The sequence below is a fragment of the Streptomyces sp. NPDC054872 genome, assembly GCF_053610705.1.
In genome coordinates this window covers 16,016-30,495 of record NZ_JBSGYY010000067.1, presented here as the reverse complement: position 1 = coordinate 30,495, position 14,480 = coordinate 16,016, and the positions used below count along the sequence as shown (strand labels likewise).

General features: G+C 70.8%; 12 protein-coding genes. 8 read left to right on the top strand and 4 right to left on the bottom strand.

Going from position 1 to position 14,480, the window contains the following annotated elements:
- Window positions 1–27: 27 nt before the first annotated feature.
- On the bottom strand, window positions 28–1,371 hold the full coding sequence (locus ACWGIH_RS42380; protein ID WP_453442762.1) for a Gfo/Idh/MocA family protein: 1,344 nt from the start codon (window positions 1,369–1,371) through the stop codon (window positions 28–30).
- Between the two features lie 225 nt (window positions 1,372–1,596).
- On the opposite strand from ACWGIH_RS42380, the gene ACWGIH_RS42375 reads away from it, so the two are divergent.
- From ACWGIH_RS42375 to ACWGIH_RS42340, 8 genes are all read left to right on the top strand, one after another.
- On the top strand, window positions 1,597–2,715 hold the full coding sequence (locus ACWGIH_RS42375; protein WP_453442761.1) for a Gfo/Idh/MocA family protein: 1,119 nt from the start codon (window positions 1,597–1,599) through the stop codon (window positions 2,713–2,715).
- Window positions 2,712–3,635 (top strand): DUF6807 domain-containing protein, encoded by a 924-nt coding sequence (locus ACWGIH_RS42370; RefSeq protein WP_453442759.1) that lies wholly within the window; start codon window positions 2,712–2,714, stop codon window positions 3,633–3,635. Before ACWGIH_RS42375 ends, ACWGIH_RS42370 begins: the two co-directional genes overlap by 4 nt.
- The gene (locus tag ACWGIH_RS42365) at window positions 3,629–4,375 is read left to right on the top strand and encodes a cupin (protein WP_453442758.1); all 747 of its coding nucleotides are present in this window, start codon (window positions 3,629–3,631) and stop codon (window positions 4,373–4,375) included. Before ACWGIH_RS42370 ends, ACWGIH_RS42365 begins: the two co-directional genes overlap by 7 nt.
- A 66-nt stretch (window positions 4,376–4,441) precedes the next feature.
- Entirely contained in the window at window positions 4,442–5,725 is a 1,284-nt protein-coding gene (locus ACWGIH_RS42360; RefSeq protein WP_453442756.1) for an ABC transporter substrate-binding protein, read from the top strand.
- On the top strand, window positions 5,722–6,681 hold the full coding sequence (locus ACWGIH_RS42355) for a carbohydrate ABC transporter permease (RefSeq protein ID WP_453442755.1): 960 nt from the start codon (window positions 5,722–5,724) through the stop codon (window positions 6,679–6,681). The genes ACWGIH_RS42360 and ACWGIH_RS42355 overlap by 4 nt, the downstream gene beginning before the upstream one ends.
- Entirely contained in the window at window positions 6,678–7,547 is an 870-nt protein-coding gene (locus ACWGIH_RS42350; protein ID WP_453442753.1) for a carbohydrate ABC transporter permease, read from the top strand. The genes ACWGIH_RS42355 and ACWGIH_RS42350 overlap by 4 nt, the downstream gene beginning before the upstream one ends.
- Window positions 7,544–8,152 carry a hypothetical protein gene (locus ACWGIH_RS42345; protein ID WP_453442752.1) on the top strand — a complete coding sequence of 203 codons (609 nt, stop codon included), beginning with the start codon at window positions 7,544–7,546 and terminating at the stop codon, window positions 8,150–8,152. Before ACWGIH_RS42350 ends, ACWGIH_RS42345 begins: the two co-directional genes overlap by 4 nt.
- Window positions 8,149–9,960, top strand: a complete 1,812-nt coding sequence (locus ACWGIH_RS42340) for a hypothetical protein (RefSeq protein WP_453442751.1) — start codon at window positions 8,149–8,151, stop codon at window positions 9,958–9,960. The genes ACWGIH_RS42345 and ACWGIH_RS42340 overlap by 4 nt, the downstream gene beginning before the upstream one ends.
- A gap of 13 nt (window positions 9,961–9,973) precedes the next feature.
- Here ACWGIH_RS42340 and ACWGIH_RS42335 read toward each other — a convergent pair whose 3' ends face one another.
- The 3 genes from ACWGIH_RS42335 to ACWGIH_RS42325 form a co-directional block, all read right to left on the bottom strand.
- Window positions 9,974–10,699 (bottom strand): class I SAM-dependent methyltransferase, encoded by a 726-nt coding sequence (locus tag ACWGIH_RS42335; RefSeq protein ID WP_453442750.1) that lies wholly within the window; start codon window positions 10,697–10,699, stop codon window positions 9,974–9,976.
- Window positions 10,700–10,774: 75 nt separating this feature from the next.
- On the bottom strand, window positions 10,775–13,471 hold the full coding sequence (locus tag ACWGIH_RS42330; RefSeq protein WP_453442748.1) for a discoidin domain-containing protein: 2,697 nt from the start codon (window positions 13,469–13,471) through the stop codon (window positions 10,775–10,777).
- A gap of 113 nt (window positions 13,472–13,584) precedes the next feature.
- On the bottom strand, window positions 13,585–14,274 hold the full coding sequence (locus tag ACWGIH_RS42325) for a GntR family transcriptional regulator (RefSeq protein WP_453442747.1): 690 nt from the start codon (window positions 14,272–14,274) through the stop codon (window positions 13,585–13,587).
- Window positions 14,275–14,480 lie beyond the last annotated feature (206 nt).

Here is a 14,480-nt window from a genome sequence, read left to right as displayed (position 1 = left end):
CCCTCGTGGACCGGCCCGGACGTCTTCTCAGCTCTCCATGAGGCTCCGGGCGTCGACCGGGAGCCCCGTGGCGAAGGACTGGTTCGCGGCCAGGCCCGTGGCCAGCGAGCGGGCTCCGTCCCCGGCATCCGCCGCGCGGCCCAGGGGGTCCGCGTCACCCGGCGCACGCTCGCCGAAGAGATCGGCCAGCATGCGCACATCCCCGCCGCCGTGCCCGCCCTCGCCCGTGGGCACCTTCACCTCCCGGGGCTCCTCCCAGAAGCGGCGCAGCAGGAGTTGCGTACGCCCTGCCTCAGTGCCGATCGCCGCGCCGTGCAGGACGGGGCTCGCGCCCTCGGTGCGTCCGTCGGGACGCGTCCAGGTGGACTCCTCCACGAGGAGTTCGACGCGTCCCTCGCTGCCGTTGAAGGCGATCCGGTAGCCCTCCCAGGGCGCGTACGCGGTGAGGTGGTAGGTGAGGGTCGCGCCGGAGGAGTAGCGCACCAGGACCGCCATGTCGTCCTCGATGCTCACCCCGGGTCCGAACACGTTCTGGTCGCGGTGATAGCCGTCCTCGGCCTCCGCGTCCAGGTACAGGGCGCTGAGCACGGAGGAGTCGGCCAGGCGGACGGCGAACGGATCCCCCTCGGCGGCGGGGGAGCCGTGGGCGCGGGTGTAGTCGCGGGCCAGGCCGCGCCGGGCGCCCGCCTCGTCGCCGTAGAAGAAGAGCCCGCCCTGCGCGTAGACGGTCTCGGGCCGCGCGCCCAGCCACCAGTTGACCAGGTCGAAGTGGTGGGTGGCCTTGTGCACCATCAGGCCGCCCGAGTTCGCCTTGTCACGGTGCCAGCGGCGGAAGTAGTCCGCGCCGTGCCGCAGGTCGAGCAGCCACTCGAAGTGCACCGACCCGATCTCGCCGATCGCGCCGTCCGCCAGGAGCTCGCGTACGGCCGAATGTACCGGGTTGTAGCGGTAGTTGAAGGCGACGCGGACCTGGCGGCCCGTGCGGAGCCGGGCGTCGAGTATGCGTCGGGCGCTCTCGGCGGTCGTGGTCATCGGCTTCTCGGTGACCACGTCACAGCCCGCGTCGAGGGCCCGCACGATGTAGTGCTCGTGGAGGCGGTCGACGGTGCAGACCACGACCAGGTCGACACGCTCTCGGCGCAGCATCTCCTCGAAGTCGTCCGCCGCGTACGCCGGTACGGGCGGGCGGCCCGGATGGGCGGTCGCGATCCAGGCGTTGTGGACGGCCATGCGGTGCGCGTTGACATCGCAGAAGGCGGCCAGGTCGATCCGGTCCGCGTAGGGACCGGCGAGCGCCTCGGTGAAGAGCTGGGCGCGGGCGCCGAGTCCCACCACGGCACAGCGGCGACGGTGCGCGGCGTCGATGGGCATGCGTGACTCCGTTCGGGGAGTTGGAGTGTGCGGGATGTCCGGATGGGGGTGTCGTGGGGAGGTGGTGAACGCGCGGCAACGGTTGTGGTCGTCCCCTGTTCGGGACGCGCCGTCCACATATTGAGTCGTTTCAGTTTTCGGCTCCGAGGTCTTGTCCTGACATTCACGCAATGCCTAGGGTCGGCACCGGTGCAAGCGCTTTCTAAGCTCGTTCGAGGAGACCGTATGTCCTCCACCCCCACGCGTCCACGGGCCGCCGTCGTCGGCACCGGCGGCATCGTCACCGGAAGCCATCTGCCCGCCCTGCGGGCCCACTTCGACCGGATCGAACTGAGAGCCGCCGTGGACGTCGACCCGGCCAGGCTCGCCGCGTTCCGTGCGGAGGCCGCGGCCCTGGACATGGACGTCGAGGGCTACACGGACTTCGACGCGATGCTCGACGCGGTCCGCCCCGACCTGGTCCTGATCGGCACCCCTCCCTCGCTGCACCGGACCCAGACCGTGGCCGCCCTGAAGGCGGGCGCGTGGGTGCTGTGCGAGAAGCCGCTGTGTCTCTCGCTCGCCGAGTACGACGAGATCGCCGCCGCCGAGGAGGCATCGGGAGCGTACGCGTCGGTGGTGTTCCAGCATCGCCACGGCTCGGGCGCCGCCCACGCCCGCGAGCTGATCGCGAGCGGCGAACTCGGTACGCCCCGGGTCGCGCACTGCCAGACCACCTGGCACCGCGACAGCGCCTACTACGCGGTGCCCTGGCGCGGCCGGTGGGAGAGCGAGGGCGGCGGCCCCACCATGGGCCACGGCATCCACCAGTACGACCTGCTGCTGCATCTGCTGGGCGAGTGGACCGAGGTGCGTGCCATGGCGGCCCGCCTGGTGCACGACACCGAGAGCGAGGACGTCTCGACCGCCCTGGTGCGCTTCGCAAACGGCGCGCTCGCCACCGTCGTCAACAGCGTCCTGTCCCCGCACGAGGTCAGCCGCATCCGCCTCGACTGCGCCGACGCGACACTCGAACTCACCCACCTCTACGGGCACTCCAACGACGACTGGCTCTACACACCGGCCCCGCACGTCGACGCCGCACGCGCCGATGCCTGGCGCACCCCCGCCGCGGACGTACCCAGCTCGCACGCCGCCCAGCTCGGCGCGCTCCTGGACGCGTACGAGCAGGGCGTACGGCCACCGGGCAGCGGCACCGACGCCCGGCGCACCCTCGAATTCGCCGCCGCGCTCTACAAGTCGGCTTTCACCGCACGGCCGGTGCTCGCGGGCGAGATCGCCTCCGGTGACCCCTACTACACCGCCATGCACGGCAACCACCCCGACTGGAGCCCCACACGATGACGATCCAGGTCACCCACACCCACGGCGAGCGCATCACGGTCACCTCGGGCGGTGTCGAGCTGCTCAGCTACGTCTACGCGCCGGACCCGGACGCCTTCGAGGCCCGCAAGCCCTACGTCCACCCCCTGCGGACTCTGGCCGGACACCAGGTCTCCGGGTACCGCCCGAACGACCACCGCTGGCACAAGGGCCTCCAGATGACCGCGAGCCATCTGTCGGGGCAGAACTTCTGGGGCGGCAACAGCTATGTGCACGGCGAGGGTTATCTGCGGCTGCCGGAACGCGTCGGGTCCATGCGCCACGACGGCTTCTCCGCCCTCGACGTCGAGGAGGACCGCCTCCACCTCACCGAGGAGCTCACCTGGATCGAGAACGGCGGCCAGGAATGGGCCAGGGAAGAGCGCGACATCAGCGTCCACTCCGTCGACGAGGACGCGGGGTCCTGGGCCGTCGACTGGTCGATCCGCCTGACCAACATCCGAGACGAACCCCTGCGCTTCGGCTCGCCGACCACCGCGGGCCGCGACATGGCCGGATACACGGGCCTTCAGTGGCGTGGTCCGCGCGACTTCACCGGCGGCACCGCCTTCGGACCCGACGACGAGAAGGACGCGGCCGGTCTGATGGGCACCCAGGGCCCCTGGATCGCCTTCACCGCCGAACACGACGACGTCGACGCGCACTCCACGCTCGTCTTCGCGCACGCTCCCGAGAACCTCGACTCCGCGAGCGCGATCAACGCATCGCACTGGTTCGTACGCTCCGAACCCATCCCCACCGTCGCCTTCTCCTGGGCGTTCTTCGACGAGTTCGCGCTGGCACCGAGCGCCTCCTTCGCCTACCGCTATCGCGTCGTGGTCGCCGACGGAGCCTGGGACCGCGACCGTGTCGCCACCCACCTGAAGGGACTGACATGGTGAGCCTGCCGCACCCCCTGCCCGGAGCCGTCGGCCTCTCCCACCTGAGCGCCTACGACTGGGAGGCCGCCGACGGCGTCTGCGGCGGCAGCCCGCATCTGCACCTGGTCTGCACGGAGGCGTACGTCGTCACCGGCGGCCGCGGCGCCGTCCAGACCCTCAGCCCCCAGGGCTATCGCGAGGTCCCCCTGGAAGCGGGCTCCGTCGCGTGGTTCACGCCCGGAACCGTGCACCGCATGGTGCAGGGCGGCGACCTGCGGATCACGGTCCTGATGCAGAACAGCGGCCTGCCCGAAGCCGGCGACGCCGTGTTCACCTTCCCGACCGACGTACTCGCCGACCCGGAGCGGTACGCCGCCGCGGCACGGCTCCCCGCGAAGACCGGGCCGGAGGCGGAAGCCGCCGCCCGCAAACGCCGTGACCTGGCCGTCGAGGGATACCTCCCGCTGCGCGACGCGCTCGAAGCCGGGGACAACGGCCCCTACCTGGAGTTTCAGCAGGCCGCGGCCCGGCTCGTGCGGGACAAGGTCCCCACCTGGCGCGAGCTGTGGCGGGCCGGCGCCCTTGCCACCGCCGAACGCACCGGTGCCCAGCTCGACGCGCTCGAGGACGGCACGCCCGACTACCTCGCGGCCTCGGGCTCGTACGACAGCCGCCCCTCGCGTCTCGGCGGCTACGGCATGTGCGGGCGCCGCGACGAGTACGAACTGCCGGGGACCACGCTGCCGTACCACGGCGAGTAGCCACCGCCCGGCACGACCGTCACGGCAAGCACCCATCAGGAACCGGAGAGGAGAGGTGTCATCGGCATGCCCGGAAACAGGACAAAGTGGTCCTGCGCAACGGTCGCGACGCTCACGCTCAGCGCGCTGCTCACCGGCTGCGGCGGCTCGGACGAATCGAGCGGCGGCGGCAGGACCGTTCTGCGCTACACCTGGTGGGGCAACCCCGACCGGGCGGCCCGCACCCAGGAAGCCGTCGCACTGTTCGAGAAGGAGCACCCCGGGATCACGGTGCAGACCTCGTTCGCCGGCTACGAGGCGTACAAGCAGAAACTCGCCACCCAGGCCGCCGGTGGCGACGCCCCCGACGTGATGCAGCTCGACTACCGGCAGATCGACCAGTACGCGACCGGCGGCATCCTGCTCGACCTCGGCAAGCAGAAGAAGGCCCTGCGCACCGACGAGATCGACGAGGGGCTCCTCGCCACCGGGGTCGTGGACGGCACCCAGTACGCGATCCCGCAGGGACGCGGCACCGAGACCGTCGTGTACGACGCCAAGCAGTGGAAGGCGGCCGGGGTGCCCCTCCCGCGCAAAGGCTGGACCTGGGGTCAATGGGCCGACGCCATGCGGGAGTTGGCGACGAAGACCGGCAAGCCGGGCTCAGTCGACCCCGGCCAGAGCGAGGACTGCTTCGAGGTGTGGCTGCGCGGCCGGGGCAAGACCCTCTACACGAAGGACCGCGAGCTCGGCTTCACGGCCGACGACCTGACCCGCTGGTGGACCTTCGCCGACAAGCTGCGGCGCGAGGGCGCGGTGTCGCCGGCCCAGCAGACCACGCAGCTCGACGGGACGGTGGAGAACCAGCCGCTGGCCCGCGGCAAGGCGATCTCCGACTTCAACTGGGACGCGCCCGCCAGCGGCTACACGCCCATCGTGGGCGAGGGCCTGACGCTGGCCCCGATGCCGTCGGGCGCCGACGGCACACCCGGCCAGTACTTCAAGCCCTCGATGTTCATGGGCGCGGCGGCCACGACGGAACATCCCGAGGAATCGGCCGAGTTCATCGACTTCATGATCAATGACAAGAAGGCGGCGGACATCCTGGGGGCCTCCCGCGGCATCCCGGTCAACGAGCCCATCCGCGAGGCCATCGGCCCCGAGCTCAAGGACTTCGACAAGACCGTCGCCGACTACCAGGAATCCGTCGACGGCAGCCTCAAGGCTCCGCCCAAGGCGCCGCCCTCGGGTGACACCTCTTTGCAGACCACCTTCGGGCGTGACTACGACCAGGTGTCCTTCGAGCGGATGACACCCCGTGAGGCCGCGGAGGACTTCATCACCGAGGCGAAGGCGGAGCTGAGGTCGTGACCACCACCGACATACCCGCGAAGACCGCTCGCGCGAAGAGCCCCGAGCCCGCGGCGGAGCAGCGCACAAAGCGTGAACGCGAAGGCGCCGCCTGGGTGTTCCTCTCGCCCTGGGTACTCGGCGCGGTCGTACTGACCCTGCTGCCGATGGCCGTCTCGCTGTACCTTTCCTTCACCGACTACGACCTGTTCAATGCCCCGCGCTGGGTGGGCCTGCGCAACTACGTGCAGATGTTCACCGAGGACCCGCGCTACTGGCGCTCGGTCGGCGCCACCCTGATGTACGTCGTGATCGCCGTACCGCTGCAACTGGCACTCGCCCTGGCCGTCGCACTGGCCCTGAAGTCGATGAAGCGCGGCAGAGCCTTCTACCGTTCGGCCTTCTACGCTCCCTCGCTGCTCGGCGCCTCCATGTCGATCGCCCTGGTGTGGCGGGCTGTCTTCAACGACGGCGGCACCGTCGACAACGTCCTTTCGGACATCGGCATCCACACCGGCGGCTGGGTCAACAGGCCCGGCTGGGCGCTGTTCGCCGTGGCGCTCCTGACCGTCTGGCAGTTCGGCGCCCCCATGGTGATCTTCCTGGCGGGTCTCCAGCAGATTCCCCCCGAGCTGTACGAGGCCGCGGCGGTGGACGGGGCGAGCCGCAGGCGGCAGTTCATCTCGATCACGCTGCCGATGCTGTCCCCGGTGCTCTTCTTCAACCTGGTCCTCCAGACCATCCAGGCCTTCCAGGTCTTCACCCCCGCATTCGCGGTCAGCGGCGGCAAGGGCGGCCCCGCGGACTCGACCCTCTTCTACACGCTCTACCTCTACGACCGCGGCTTCGTCGCCTCCCACATGGGCTACGCCTCCGCCATGGCCTGGGTCCTGCTGATCGCCATCGGAGCCGTGACCGCGGTGCTCTTCCGCACCTCACGCTCCTGGGTCTTCTACGCGAACGAGGGGGAGCGATGACCACCACCACTGACACCACCGCGGGCCGGCGGCCCCTTCCCTGGCGCCGCGTCGCGCTGCACGCCGGGTGCCTGGCGGCGCTCCTGGTGATGCTCTATCCGCTGGCCTGGCTCGTCGCCACCTCGCTCAAGCCCGCCGACGAGGTGATCGCGAGCCTGAACCTGCTGCCGAGCAAGCTGGAGTGGTCGAACTACTCCACCGCACTCGACGGCGTGGACGACGTGTCGGTCGGGCGGCTGCTCACCAACTCCCTGCTGATCGCCGGCGGCGCCGTCCTCGGCAACGTACTGAGCTGCTCGCTCGCGGCCTACGCCTTCGCGAGGCTGCGCTTCCGCTTCCGCGGGCCGCTGTTCGCCTTCATGATCGCGACGATCATGCTGCCGCACCACGCGGTCCTGATCCCGCAGTACATCATCTTCAACCAGCTCGGCATGGTGAACACCTACTGGCCGCTGATCCTGCCGAAGTTCCTCGCCACCGAGGCCTTCTTCGTCTTCCTCATCGTGCAGTTCATGCGCGGCCTGCCGCGCGAGCTGGAGGAGGCGGCCAGGATCGACGGCTGCGGGCCCTTCCGCAGCTTCTTCCTGGTCGTCCTGCCGCTCACCAGGCCCGCCCTGATCACCACGGCGATCTTCACGTTCATCTGGACCTGGAACGACTTCTTCACCCAGCTGATCTATCTCTTCTCGCCGGAGAAGTTCACCCTGACCCTGGCGCTGCGGTCGTTCGTGGACGCCTCCAGCCAATCGGCGTTCGGCCCGATGTTCGCCATGTCGGTGATCGCGCTCCTGCCGATCGTGCTGTTCTTCCTCGCCTTCCAGCGCTTCCTGGTCGAGGGCATGGCCAACTCCGGGGTCAAGGGATGAGCGCCGCCAGGTCCCGTGAGACGGGCGAGATCTTCGGGCCGCGGATGACCCTGTTCGCGGACGTCCTCGCACTCGGCGTGGTCACGGCGCTCGCCTGTCTGCCGCTGATCACGGCTCCGGCCGCGCTCTCCACCGCCTGCGCGATCGTGCGCGGCACCGGGGACGACCAACCGGTCACGGCCCGCCGGTACGTGGCGGTCCTGCGCAGGCGCTTCCGTGCCGGTGACCTCGCCGCCGGAGCGGTCGCCCTCGCCGGGGTGGTGCTGTTCGCGGCGGACCTGGCACTCGCCGGAGCGGGACTGCCGGGGGGCCGCGTCTTCGCCGTGACGGCAGCGGCGATCGGGGCGTGTGCCGTGGTCGTGGGGCTGCGCGCCTGCGCCCGCCCCGCGTCGCTCACCGACTGGCGCGCCGCATTGCGCGAGGCCGCCGGGGATTCGGCGGGGGACGTGGGCGGCAGTGCCCTGGTCCTCCTTGCCCTCGTGGCGGCCGCGCTGTGCGCCTGGATGATGCTGCCGCTCGCGTTCCTGGTGCCGGGGCCGCTGGCCCTGGCCCTCACCGCCATCGACGTACGCACCGTACGCATGCCCCATGGGGAGACCGCGTGATAGCCCGCAGGACCTTCATCGCCACCTCCGCCACGGCCGCGGCCGTGGGCATCGCGGCCACGTCGGGAGGGGAGGCCGCCGCCGCACCGGGACAGCCCCCGCACGACGCGGATTTCATCGACTTCCTCACGAAGGCCGCCGACGCGCGCGCCGCCGTCGTCCTCGACGGGTACGCCGCCACCATCACCGAGCTGCGCGACATGGGCAAGGCCCGCGCCGCCGCCCGCAGCTTGCGCACGCTCGCCTCCGTCCATGTGCACGGCGGATCCGCCCACCACCACGACGACGCCCTCATCGCCCCGCTGGGCGAACTCGCCGACGCCCTCGCCGACGAGCAGTACGACGACGGTCTGTGGGACCAGGGCGCCGTCCACTCGCCGCCGGACACCGCCTTCTCCGTCGTCGACCTCAACATCGCCTACGCCCTCCTCGACAAGGACGGCGACCGGACGACCCGGAAGCTGCGCGACACGGTCGAGCGGATCCTGCGCAAGGCGGGCCCCGGTCTCGCCGACGGCGGGGTGCACACGGCCAACCATCGCTGGCTGGTGTGCTCCGCGCTCTCCCGCATCCACCGGCGCTGGCCCGATCCCTCCTACCCCCGGCGCATCGACGCCTGGCTCGCCGAGGGCATCGACCAGCTCCCGGGCGGCGAGTACAGCGAACGCAGTCCCACCTACTCGGCGGTCGTGACCAACCCGGCCCTGCTGACCATCGCCCGCTTCCACGACCGGCGCGACCTGTACGCGCACGTACGGGACAACCTCACCGCCTCGCTCTATGTCACCGAGCCCAACGGCGAGGTGGAGTCCGTTCATTCGCGCCGCCAGGACCAGGCGGCCCTGCGCCACCTGCCCGAGTTCTGGCTGCAGTACCGGGAGTTGGCGATCCGCGACGGCAACGGGACGTTCGCGGCCATGGCCGCGCTGATCCAGGAGCGCGGCATGGAGCAGACCTTTGGCGAGACCCCGCCGGGCGACCGGCTCGCCGAGGTCCTCGACCGGCCCGAGCTGGCCCGTCAGCTGCCGGCGGTGAAGCCACTGCCGACCGACTTCGAGCACCACGACGACAGCTGCCGTCTGGTGCGCGTGCGCCGCGGTGAGCACACGGCCAGCATCTTCGGCGGAACGGACCTGCCCGAGGTGCACGCCATCTCCTCGGGCCTCTCCACCAACCCCACCTTCTTCAAGATGCGCAAGGGCGCCGCGATCCTCGACTCGCTGAGGCTCTCCCCGCAGTTCTTCTCGCTCGGTCCCTTCCGGTCCGCGGGCCTCGAACGGCAGGGCGACGCGTGGCGGCTGCACGCGGAGGTCCGCGCCGCCTTCCACCAGCCGCTGCCGCGCCGCCACCGGCGCAAGGACGGGCTCTACCCGCTCACCGACGACGGCCGCTTCTGGTCGGCGATGGACTTCCCGCACCGGCCCAAGGAGTACCGGGCCCTGCGGACCGAGATCCTGGTGCGCGAAACGGACGGCGGCGCCTGGGAGCTGTCCTTCGACGTGTCCGAGTCCGCGGTGCCGCTTGCCCTGGAGCTGTGTTTCCGGCGGGGCGGGGAGCTGTCGGGGGAGGGCTTGGAGCAGGTGGCCGGAGCCAAGGACACCTACCAGCTGGTCAGTGGTGAGGCGACCTACGCGGTGGGCGACGACCGGATCACCTTCGGGCCCGGCAACGGCAAGGGCGGCAAGCAGCCTCCCGTGGTCGAGCCGGGGGAGCGGTACACCTGGATGAACGGCTCGCTCACGCCGGACGGCGTCCGCGTCCTGATCACCGGCCGCTCGCCGCTGACGTATCGGATGACCCTGCGCTGACGCGCCCGCGTTACTACGGGCGGCGGGCGAGGAAGACGAACTCCTTGCCGGGGCGGTCCGGGGCGTCGCGGATCTCGTCCACCACGTAGCCGTGCGCGGTGAGCGAGGCGGTCACTTCGTCGCGTTCGCGGAAGCGGAGGGTCGAGTCGGAGGTGAGGGTCTCGCCGGTCGCGGCCAGGACGAAGGTGTGGCGGAAGGACACCAGCGGCAGGCTGACGTTGGTGACGTCCACCCAGACCGCGACGTCGCCGACGCCGTCGACGGCGAGCGTGCGCAGGGTCGCGGCGGGGTTCCACTCCTCCCATGCCCGCCGGGCCGGGTCGCGGGTCTCGAAGACGAGGTGGCCGCCCGGCCGCAGCGCGGCGTGGACGGCGCGCAAGGTGTCCTCCCACGCCTGCGGGTCCACGATGGCCTGGGCCACGTTGGCGGTCATGGTGGCGAGGTCCACCCGCGTCTCGGGGAGCGCCGTCGCGTCGCCGTGGATCCAGCGCACGCGGTCGCTGCCGGGCTTGGAGCGCGCGACGTCGAGGGAGGCCGCGGCCGGTTCGACGCCGGTCACCCGTAGTCCGCGGTCGGCGAGCAGCAGGGCGAACGTACCGGTGCCGCAGCCCACGTCCAGGACCTGACGTGCTTTCAGTTCCGTTGCGATGTCGGCGTATACGTCCAGATCGCCGCGGTCCGCCTCGATCGGATCGTAGAGCGCCGCCAGCCGTGGGTTCTCGTACGCCTCGTCTGCCACGCCCCGCACGCTACCCAGGCGACGGCGGCGCAGGCACCTCTTTTCTCGTGCCCGCGCCGCCGCTCCCGCCGTGCTCTACCGGTTGACGGTCAACTCCTGGATGCCCGCGGGCTTCTTCGCGTCCTTGGACGTGAATGTCACGCGGACGTAGCGGGCCGTGGCCCCGTCCCGATCGGCCGTGCTCCAGTGCTGCCCGTCGAGCGATGTCCGCACGGTGTGCTTCGTCGGCTTCACGTCCGTCCAGCGCGGGGTGATGTCGGCGATGCGGGAGACCTTGCCGAGGTCCGCGGTGAGGGTGGCGCGGGTGGTCTCCGGGACCCAGGCGGTGGCGGTGTTGCCGTCGATCGCGGCGTCCGCGTACTGGCCAGGCTGCTCCGAACTCGCCTTCGCGCTGCGGCACCTGGCGAGGTTGTCGGTGGGCTCCAGGTCCGGGCGGCGGGTCTTGAGGTGCGCGGGCGCGTCCTGGCTGACGATCTGCTTGCCCTGCGGCGTCTCGATCTCGAAGGGCTCGCCGCGGGTGAGGCGCACGGTGGTGTCGTGGGCGCCGATGGCGATGTCGTACGTACGGCCCTGCCAGTGCAGACCGTTCAGCTTCACGCCCTGGGACAGCTGCGGCGGCAGCATCGGGTCGAGGTGCACGCTGTTCTCGCGCATCCGCTGTCCGGTCAGGCCGTTGGTGAAGACCTGGAGGAAGCCGCCCTGGCCGGTGGTGAAGTTCTGCGCGGGGGAGCCGGAGAGCGGGTCGGAGGCCCCCGCCTTCTCGCCGCGTGCCTCCGAGAACAGGTCGAACGGCCCGCGTACGAAGGGACGGATGGAGCGCGTCAGGTAGGTGTACGCGGAGCAGCCGGGCTCGCCGATGGAGGCGGCGTCGATGGCGTGCACCGAGTCGGTCATGGCGGGACCGTCGGGGTCGGTGCGGGCCGCGTAGTAGTCGAGGGTGTTCGTGGCGGTCTTCTTCGACATCGGCCACTCCAGCGGGTACATCAGGAGCACGGTGTCCGCCTGCTTGATCACCGAGCCCTTGTAGCCGTCGTACTGCTGGAAGACCTGCTTCTTCTTGTCATAGGGGATGCGCAGCTTGTCGGCGACGGTGTTCCAGTCCGCGGGGGCGTCCTTGCCGAGCAGCTTCGCGGCGCGGGCGGCGGTGCGCAGGGTGGTCGCGGCGCCCGCGTTGGTGAAGACGCCGTCATCGACTCCGTTGCTGTACTCGTCGGGGCCCGCGACGTCCTTGATGGAGTAGCTGCCGTCGGCGTTGCGCGTGGCGCGGTCGGCCCAGAACTCGGCGATGCCCTTGATCACCGGCCAGCCTCGGGTGCGCAGCCACTGGGTGTCCTTGGTCGCGAGGTAGTACTGCCAGGCCGCGAGGGCGACATCGCTCTGCAGGTGGTTCTGGGTGCGGCAGTGCGGCGGGTCCACGCTGTGGCACTCGGCCTTGAGGTCGCCCTTGCTCGCGCTCGTCCAGGGATAGAAGAGGCCGGGGTGGCCGAGCTTCTTCGCGTTGGCACGGGCGGCGGTCCGGGTGCGGTAGCGGTACTCCACCACGGACTTGGCGAGGTCGGGGTGGGCGGCGAGCAGCGCCGGGTACATCCAGGTCTCCGCGTCCCAGAAGACGAGGCCGGCGTAGTTGTCGCTGCTCAGTCCGGTGGGGGAGATGCTGTTGCCCGAGCCGGTGCGGGAACTGGAGAGCAGGCCGTACTGGGCGGACCGGACCCAGGACTGGAGCTCGCCCCGGCCGGGCACCTCGATGTCGCTGCGCCACAGCTTGCGCCAGGCGGCGGTGTGCCCGGCGAACAGCGCCTCCCAGCCACGCCCGGCGGCGCGCTGCGAGGCCGCGACGGCGTCGCGCCCGGGGGAGCGGGAGGTCAGCGCGGTGTCGACGCCGACGAACTTGGTCAGCTCGTAGGTCCGGCCGGAGCGGACCGGCATGCCGACGGACTGATGCGCGCTCAACTTGCGGGCGGGAGCTGAGGGTTGTTCATTTCCTGTACGCACGCCGTGCCCGGCGCGCAGTGTCGAGGCGACGGTCCCCTCGGTCTTCGTGCCGTCCGTGCGGAACCCCACGGCCATGGTCCCGCCGGAGCGGTCGCCGCTTCCGGTGGCGGACACGCGCCGGGCGCCGCGTCCGTCGATGCGGTCGGTGACCTTCGCTTCGCCGTCCCAGCGCGGGGTCATGCGCAGGCGTACGGCGCCGACGTGGGGGTTGGCGCGGTCCGCGAGAACGTCGTAGACGAGGTCGGTGGCCCGGCCGTCGGCGGCCGTCCAGGTGAGCTCGGTGCGCACCAGGCCGCGGCGCAGGTCGAGGCTCTGCCGGTAGTGCGAGATCCGGTCGGCGGGAGTGGCGGAGGTGAACGTCTCGGAAGCGGGACCGCCGGTGGACACCGTGAGCGGGCTCCAGGTGGGGATGGCCGCGGCGACCTCGCGGTTCTCGGTGGTGTCCTTGTTGTGCGCGTAGAGCCCGGAGACGAAGGAACCGTCGTAGCGGCGGCTGAAGAGCGGCCATCCGGTCTTGGCCTCGGAGGCGGCGTAGCCGGATCCGTTGGGCGCGACGCGCTGGCCGAGATAGCCGTTGCCGACGAAGGCGTGATGCGTGTCCTTCGGGTCGATGCGGTGGGACGTCAGCGTCCAGCTGTCGTCGTGCGGGGGAGAGGGAGTTGTCGCCTCGTCGCTTCTCGGGGATGCGATGTCGGCCGCCGCGGTGGGGGGAACGGCCGCGGCGAGCACACCCACGAGGAGGGGTGCGATGAACCGGGCCGGGCGGGGGAGGGACCTCATTGTGCTCCGTTGCGGGGTCGCCGGGGAAGGTCAGGCGACCATAAAGAGGTGAACGGTCCGCGTCAATGAATCGCGCGATGTGTTGAAGAATCAAACGAACCAGCGAGTAGGCCCTATGGCGTGAGCGAGCCCTGTGCCTTGGTGTCGCGCGCCCAGAGTGAGCGGACATGCCCGAGATGCCGGGCCATGCACTGTTCCGCCCCTTCGGCGTCCCCGGCCACCATCAGGTCCAGGAGCTCGATGTGCTCCTGCGCGGAGGGGATCAGGCGGCCGCGCTCGTCCAGCGCCGTGAGGCCGTAGAGCCGGGAGCGCTTGCGCAGGTCGCCGACGGTCTCGACGAGCCGGTCGTTGCCGCCGAGCGCGAGCAGGGAGAGATGGAACCGGCGGTCGGCCTCGAGGTAGCCGATGAGGTCGTGGTCGCGGGCGGCGCGCACGATCTCATCGGCCACGGGGCGCAGCTCTTCCAGGTCCGCGCGGGACGCGGACCGGGTGATGCGGCCGATCATCGGTACCTCGATGAGGGTGCGGATCTCGGTGTACTGGTCGAGGTCGCGCTCATTGACCTCGGTGACGCGAAAGCCCTTGTTGCGGACCGGTTCCACGAGCCCCTCGCTGGCCAGGTCGAGCATCGCCTCGCGCACCGGCGTCGCGGAGATCCCGAAGTCCTCGGCGAGCACGGGCGCCGAGTAGACCTCACCGGGCCGCAGCTCGCCGGATATCAGCGCGGCTCGCAGATGGTGGGCGACCTGATCGCGCAGCCGCTCCCGGGGAGTGACGAGGGTGCGCTGTGTGAGGTGACCCATGGTGGTGATCCCTTCGTGACCCCGCAGGTCGTGGCCCACGCGCCCGCCCCGAGTGGTTCACCAGCGTACAAGGTCACCTACCTTTCGCCCCGGGATCCGGTGCCCGCCGTCGTGAGACGCACACGGCATGAACGCGCCCGAGCCGCAGGGGAGTTGCGGCACAAGAGCCGCGAGACGCCCGGCGTCTGAGGGGTTGTCAGTACCAT

Excerpts from the sequence above, each read along its gene's own strand:
- ACWGIH_RS42380 (WP_453442762.1), bottom strand. The coding sequence starts at position 1,371 with ATGCCCATCGACGCCGCGCACCGTCGCCGCTGTGCCGTGGTGGGACTC.
- ACWGIH_RS42375 (WP_453442761.1), top strand. The coding sequence starts at position 1,597 with ATGTCCTCCACCCCCACGCGTCCACGGGCCGCCGTCGTCGGCACCGGC.
- ACWGIH_RS42370 (WP_453442759.1), top strand. The coding sequence starts at position 2,712 with ATGACGATCCAGGTCACCCACACCCACGGCGAGCGCATCACGGTCACC.
- ACWGIH_RS42365 (WP_453442758.1), top strand. The coding sequence starts at position 3,629 with ATGGTGAGCCTGCCGCACCCCCTGCCCGGAGCCGTCGGCCTCTCCCAC.
- ACWGIH_RS42360 (WP_453442756.1), top strand. The coding sequence starts at position 4,442 with ATGCCCGGAAACAGGACAAAGTGGTCCTGCGCAACGGTCGCGACGCTC.
- ACWGIH_RS42350 (WP_453442753.1), top strand. The coding sequence starts at position 6,678 with ATGACCACCACCACTGACACCACCGCGGGCCGGCGGCCCCTTCCCTGG.
- ACWGIH_RS42345 (WP_453442752.1), top strand. The coding sequence starts at position 7,544 with ATGAGCGCCGCCAGGTCCCGTGAGACGGGCGAGATCTTCGGGCCGCGG.
- ACWGIH_RS42330 (WP_453442748.1), bottom strand. The coding sequence starts at position 13,471 with ATGAGGTCCCTCCCCCGCCCGGCCCGGTTCATCGCACCCCTCCTCGTG.
- ACWGIH_RS42325 (WP_453442747.1), bottom strand. The coding sequence starts at position 14,274 with ATGGGTCACCTCACACAGCGCACCCTCGTCACTCCCCGGGAGCGGCTG.